Annotated in this window: 4 protein-coding genes and 1 pseudogene; 2 read left to right on the top strand and 3 right to left on the bottom strand. The window is 69.9% G+C overall.

Annotated features, from left to right (window positions below; genetic code table 11):
- Window positions 1–186, bottom strand: a pseudogene (locus AB0J10_RS31655) (alkaline phosphatase); the annotation flags it as partial.
- Between the two features lie 465 nt (window positions 187–651).
- Window positions 652–1,797, bottom strand: a complete 1,146-nt coding sequence (locus AB0J10_RS31650) for an epoxide hydrolase (protein WP_363066532.1) — start codon at window positions 1,795–1,797, stop codon at window positions 652–654.
- Window positions 1,798–1,860: 63 nt separating this feature from the next.
- On the opposite strand from AB0J10_RS31650, the gene AB0J10_RS31645 reads away from it, so the two are divergent.
- Window positions 1,861–2,823: a WYL domain-containing protein gene (locus AB0J10_RS31645; RefSeq protein WP_363066530.1), complete on the top strand. Its 963-nt coding sequence runs from the start codon at window positions 1,861–1,863 to the stop codon at window positions 2,821–2,823.
- Between the two features lie 419 nt (window positions 2,824–3,242).
- Entirely contained in the window at window positions 3,243–5,000 is a 1,758-nt protein-coding gene (locus AB0J10_RS31640) for a lysyl oxidase family protein (protein ID WP_363066528.1), read from the top strand.
- 228 nt (window positions 5,001–5,228) lie between these two features.
- On the opposite strand, the gene AB0J10_RS31635 is transcribed toward AB0J10_RS31640, so the two are convergent.
- Entirely contained in the window at window positions 5,229–5,594 is a 366-nt protein-coding gene (locus AB0J10_RS31635) for a hypothetical protein (protein WP_363066526.1), read from the bottom strand.
- Window positions 5,595–5,710 lie beyond the last annotated feature (116 nt).

The following is a 5,710-nucleotide window of genomic DNA, read 5'->3' as shown; positions in this document are numbered from 1 at the left end:
CAGCACGCCGTCGGGGAGCGGGTCGCCCGAGGCGACCCCGTGCAGGAAGGCCGCGCCCTGTTCGGCGGCGGCGGCGGGGGATGCGGCCGCGAGCGCGGGAGCGGCGGCGGCAGTGGCGACAGCGGTGGCGGCAGCGGCCTTGACGACCGAGCGGCGACTCGTGATTGTGCGGACTCTGCTAGTCACGTCGGGTCACGCTACTGCCGGGTCGCACGAACGGGCAGTCGCATTCAGGCACGTTCGACCGCCCGTTCGCGGACCGCCATCTGCCGGCGGCGGCCGGTCCGGTGCGCGGCGCTCCCGCGGCGCCATGCCGTCCGCCGAGCGCGGACCTGACCGCCTACGACAAGCAACGCGATCAGGAATCGGCCGGCAGGCCGTGCCGGCGGTGCGCCGCCGCCACCGCAGCGATGTGCGATGTGGAGCGACCTCCCGGGGGCCACGCTCCCCCGGTCACCGTCCCGCGGCCCTACCGCTCCCGCCGGGCATCCCGCCCGACGGCCGGGTGGTCGCCTCGATCTCGGCCCTGCGGTCCTTCGGGCGGGACGAGATCGAGGCGTCGCGGGACGCCGCCGGGCTTGCGACGAGGTCCCTGGCCTGCCGGCCCGGGCGGCCTTGAACGGGTCTTCGTGGCCCGCGGGCGGCGCGTAATCAGGAAATGCCGCGGAAGAAGGTGCGGATGTCGTCCGCGAGCAGCTCCGTCTCCTCCATCGCGGGGAAGTGCCCGCCCTCGGTGAACTCGCTCCAGTGGCTGATCTCCTTCCGCGGGTCCACCGCACGGCGCATGAGCGGGTGGGTGTCGAACACGGCCCATCCGGACGGCACGCTGGAGGCCATGACCACGTCGAGTCCCGAGTGCTCGGACTCGTAGTAGAACTGCGCGCTCGACGCGCCGCTGCGGGTGAACCAGTACAGGCTGATGTTCGTGAGGAGCTGGTCGCGGTCGACCGACTCGTCCGGCGTCCGGTAGGCGCCGCTGGTCCTGGTCCTGAACTTCTCGGCGATCCACGCGAGCTGACCGACCGGCGAGTCGGTGAGCGCCGCGCCGATCGTGTCGGGACGGTGGTTCTGCATCTCGAGATACCCGCGCTCGGCCGCATCCTCTCTGCGCACTGCCTCGATCTGGGCCATCTCGTCATCGGACAGACCCTCGGGGTAGGGGAATATGTCGCCGAGCAACCCGAGCCACCGGGGGTCGCTGCCGATGTGCGTGCCGATGACGCGCTCCGGGTAGAGCGCCGCGAGGCGGCCGGTGGTGCCCGCACCGATGTCGGTGCCATGGGCCGCGAACCTCTCGTAGCCGAGACGCGTCATGATCTCGGCGTAGGCCTCCGTCGTCCGCGCCAGCTCCCAGCCGGTCCCAGACAGCGGGGTGGAGAACCCGAAGCCGGGCAGCGACGGGACGACCACGTGGAACTCATCGGTCAGCAGCGGGATGAGTCGCTGGTAGTCGACGAACGAGCCCGGCCAGCCGTGGTTCAGGATCAGCGGGGCTGCCTCCGGGTTCGCCGATCGCGCGTGGACGACGTGGAACGTCTGGCCGTTGACGACCGTCGTGAACTGTTCGTACTCGTTGAGCTTCTCCTCCTGCGCACGCCAGTCGAACCCGTCGCGCCAGTACTCGGCGAGCTCCTTCAGGTACACCAGCGGGATGCCGCGGCTGAAGTCGGTGCGATCGTCCCGGCCCGGCACGGGGATCGGCCAGCGCGTGTGTGCCAGCCGGTTGCGCAGGTCGTCGATGTCGGCCTGCGGGATGTCGATGCGGAACGGTGTGAGTGCTGCGTTGTTCTCGTTCATGACACCGACGTTCCCAGGCAATGCGGCAGGTTACGTACCGCAATTGCCGAAAGAATGGAGGACATGTTGGAGACCTCGGCCCGCCTGCTCGAACTGCTGTCATTGCTCCAGCTCAAACGCGACTGGACGGGTTCCGAGCTCGCCGGCCGGCTCGATGTGAGCACGAGGACTGTGCGCGCCGACATCACCAGGCTGCGGTCGCTCGGCTATCCCGTGGACGCGCGTCCCGGCGTCGCGGGCGGGTACCGGCTGGCCGCCGGGACGGCGATGCCCCCACTGCTGCTCGACGACGACGAGGCCGTCGCCGTCGCGGTCGGACTCGGTGCGGTCGCGACCCAGAGGCTCGGCGTCGAGGAGACATCGCTCACCGCGCTGGCGAAGCTGGAACAAGTGCTGCCCTCGCGCCTGCGTCGGCGCGTCGAGGCGGTACGCGAGGCGACGAGCGTCGTTCCAGGGGCCCAACCGCCGCTCGATCTCTCCGTTCTCGGCGCGGTCGCTGCCGCGATCCGCGGCCACGAACGGCTCCGGTTCGGATACACCAAGCCCGGGGGCAGCGAAGGGGCCCGCCACACCGAACCGCAACGGCTGGTGAGCTGGGGGCCGCTCTGGTACCTGCTCGCGTGGGATCTCGACCGTGAGGACTGGCGGGTCTTCCGCGTCGACCGCATGGTTCCGCATGCGCCGACGGGTGCGCGGTTCCAGCCGCGCGTGATCCCGGAGGACGATGTCGTCGAGCACGTCGTCCGTCGCGTCAGCAAGGCGGCCTGGAAGTACCGGGCCCGGGTACTCGTGCATGCTCCCGCCGCCAGCGTCGCCGCGAAGATCCCCATCCCGGTCGACATCGAGGTGGTCGACGAGTCCACATGCCGTGTCGAGCTGGGTTCCGACGACCCGGACCGGCTCGCGCTGTGGATGACACAGCTCGACGTCGACATCGAGGTGATCGACGGTGACGAACTCGCGGTCTCGTTCGATCGCCTCGCGACGAGGTTTCGCCGCGCGGCGGGGGGCGCATCCACGACGTGAGTCTCGGCCGTCGGTCATCCGACGATGCCACCGAGGGCCGGCGGCCGGTATCCGGGGCTCTTGAGCACCTTGCCGTCGGCTCGGCGCAGGACGCCCGCCTCGGTCGGGGGGACCGGCAACCCGTCGGCCGTTTCCTGGGGCACCGCACAGCGCGGAGTCGCCGCAGCGGGCGGCGGGTTGGGGGCCGCGTATCCCGTCACCTCGGTAACGCCCTATCGTCGGTCTCCCCCGGCAGCGCGTGAGGACCTCGCAGTGTCCGCAACGGCCCTATCCGGCCAACTTCGCAGCGCTTTCGACCCTGCGGACAACCGAGCACCCACTTCCGTTCCTCTCACCACGCGGGCAGCCGACCGTCGTACGTCGTCGAGCCGTGTCGCCCGCTGCCTGCTTCCCACAGCATCCCGGAGGACGAGGGAACGATGACCACAACGCGTACCACCCGGCTGCGGCGTCCGCTGCTCGCGGGCACCACGGCCATCGCGGTCGTGGCCGTGACGGCCGGATTCGCGGCCACCGCATCGGATTCGCCGAAGGCCGCGGCGGGGCCCGACCTGAGACTCATCGCGGCGAGCAACTCGATCACGCTCACCTCCTGGAAGGAGGAGCCGGGCGTCTACCTGGATCTCGGAACCTACCTCACCGCGGAGGGGACGCCGCTGGAGTTGAAGGTGACCCGGAAGTCCTACAAGGACCCGGTGACCATCACCCAGACCGTCTACGAGGGTGGAAGGGCAAGGGCAAAGGCGCTGCCCAACGGCACTGTGAAGGACTTCTCCGGGCTGCCGGGCTTCGCGGAGATCACGGTCACCGACAGGGCGGGCAAGCAGGTCCTCAGACGTGCGGAGAGTTTCTGCCCGAACAACGCCAGTGGCCGCGTGCGGCCCGACGCGCCCGCCACTTCGAAGTATCCGGAGAGCTGCCCCACCAACCCCTTCACCCTCGGTTCCGTGTGGGGCGTGGAGAAGGGCTGGGCCGCCAACACGTACGCGGGTTCGTACACCAAGCCGGTCATGCTGGGGGTCGGTACCTACACCGCCAAGGTCTCGGTCGCCAAGAAGTACCGTGACCTGTTCGGCATCGCGAACAAGCCCGCGACGGTGAACGTCACCGTGCAGGAGCGCAGCTTCGAGGACGGTCGGGGCGCCGCGGCTCGGACGGCCGCACCCGGTGGGCACGCCGGACACGCCGCCGCTCACCCGGCGCCGTCGGCAGCCGGCGCCGCTCACGCCGGCCACGGGCCGGGGCACGCCCCGACGCCCGCCCAGGCCGCCGCCGCGGTGACGAGCGGCGCGGGGCCCTCGTACAACGTAGGTCACGGGCCGCTGAAGGCCGCGCCTCCCGCTCTGCCGTGGGCGCTGAAGAAGCAGCAGGCGGCACGTGCGGCGAAGGTCGGCGACACCGAAGGCCAGACCGACGGCTCGCGCAAGGCGCCGGCCCTGGGGCCGCTGTCCAAGCGGCCTACCGGCACGCCCTCCGTCCCGAACGTCCCCAAGCCCGACCTGCGGTCGCTGCCGGCCTACGGCATCACCATCAGCGACGGCGAAGAGGACGTCCCCGGCAAGGACTACCTGGCCTTCAGTGCCAATGTCTGGAACGCCGGCCCGGCGCAACTCGTGGTGGACGGATTCCGCTCGCCCGGCAAGGCCAAGATGGACGCCTACCAGTACTTCTACGACGCCAAGGGCAAGCAGGTCGGCTACACCCCGACCGGCACCATGGAGTGGGACCCGCGGCCGGGCCACATGCACTGGCACTTCACCGACTTCGCCAGCTACCGGCTGCTGAAGGCGGACAAGAAGGAGACCGTGCGCAGCGGCAAGGAGGCCTTCTGCCTGGCCAACACCGACGCGGTCGACTACACGGTGAAGAACGCCAACTGGCACCCCTTCAACACCGATCTGGCCACTGCGTGCGGCCAGGAGAACTCGATCTCGGTCCGCGAGGTGCTGGACGTCGGCTCCGGTGACACCTACACCCAGGACCTGCCCGGTCAGTCCTTCGACATCACCAATCTGCCCAACGGCACGTACTACATCCAGGTGCTGGCGAACCCGGAGAACCGGCTGAAGGAGACCAGCACCGCCAACAACAGCGCTCTGCGGAAGGTCGTCCTCGGCGGCAAGCCGGGCAAGCGGACGGTGGCGGTGCCGGCGCACGAGCTGGTGAACGCGAACTGACGGTACGTCCGCAACATCACGGCCGCCCGTGGCGCCACCGACGGTGATCTCACGGCGGCCGTGATCCATCGACGTCCGCGGCAACCGCAGGACCCTGACCTGCATCCTCCGCGCGGCACCGGCCGGGCCTGAACGGGCAGCGGAGCAGCCGGCCGGTCGAACGGCAGGAGGCCCGCGTTGCGACAGATGTTCCGGGGCCGCCGGTCGCCGGCCCCGGAACACCGTTGCTCAGCGGCCCGAGGAACCGCCGAGGCGCTTGATCTTCTCGAATGGGTAGGCCCCTGCGCTCACCACGACCAGACCGTAGGCCGCGAAGGCCACGAGTCCCCAGGTGGAGATCGACTTGCCACCCCCGCTGAGGATGACGCTGCCGATCGGCACCAGCGCGGCGAAGCTCAGCGCGGCGGCCCCGGTGCACCAGAACGCCACCAGACCGTCAGCCCGCTTCCGCAGAGCGGGATCGGCCTTCACCACTGCCGGAACCTCGTACCCGTCAGCCCTGTCGCAGACCCTGCCGCGATAGCCGACACGGGCCGCCAGCAGACTGACCACGCCCAACAGGAGGAAGCAGCCGAAGATGAAGATGTAGGCCATGCCCGTCCCATTCGTCGTGACCCTAGATGAGTGAGTCCGATGTTTTCAGTGGTCGTAGGCGATCAGGGATCGTTTGGTCTTGGCGTTGGTAGTCCAGTTGTGCCAGATGCCGGCTG

Source organism: Streptomyces sp. NPDC049887 (genome assembly GCF_040656535.1).
Taxonomy (GTDB): domain Bacteria; phylum Actinomycetota; class Actinomycetes; order Streptomycetales; family Streptomycetaceae; genus Streptomyces.
The sequence above is the reverse complement of the archived record's forward strand: the minus strand, read 5'-3'. Positions and strand labels throughout refer to the sequence as shown.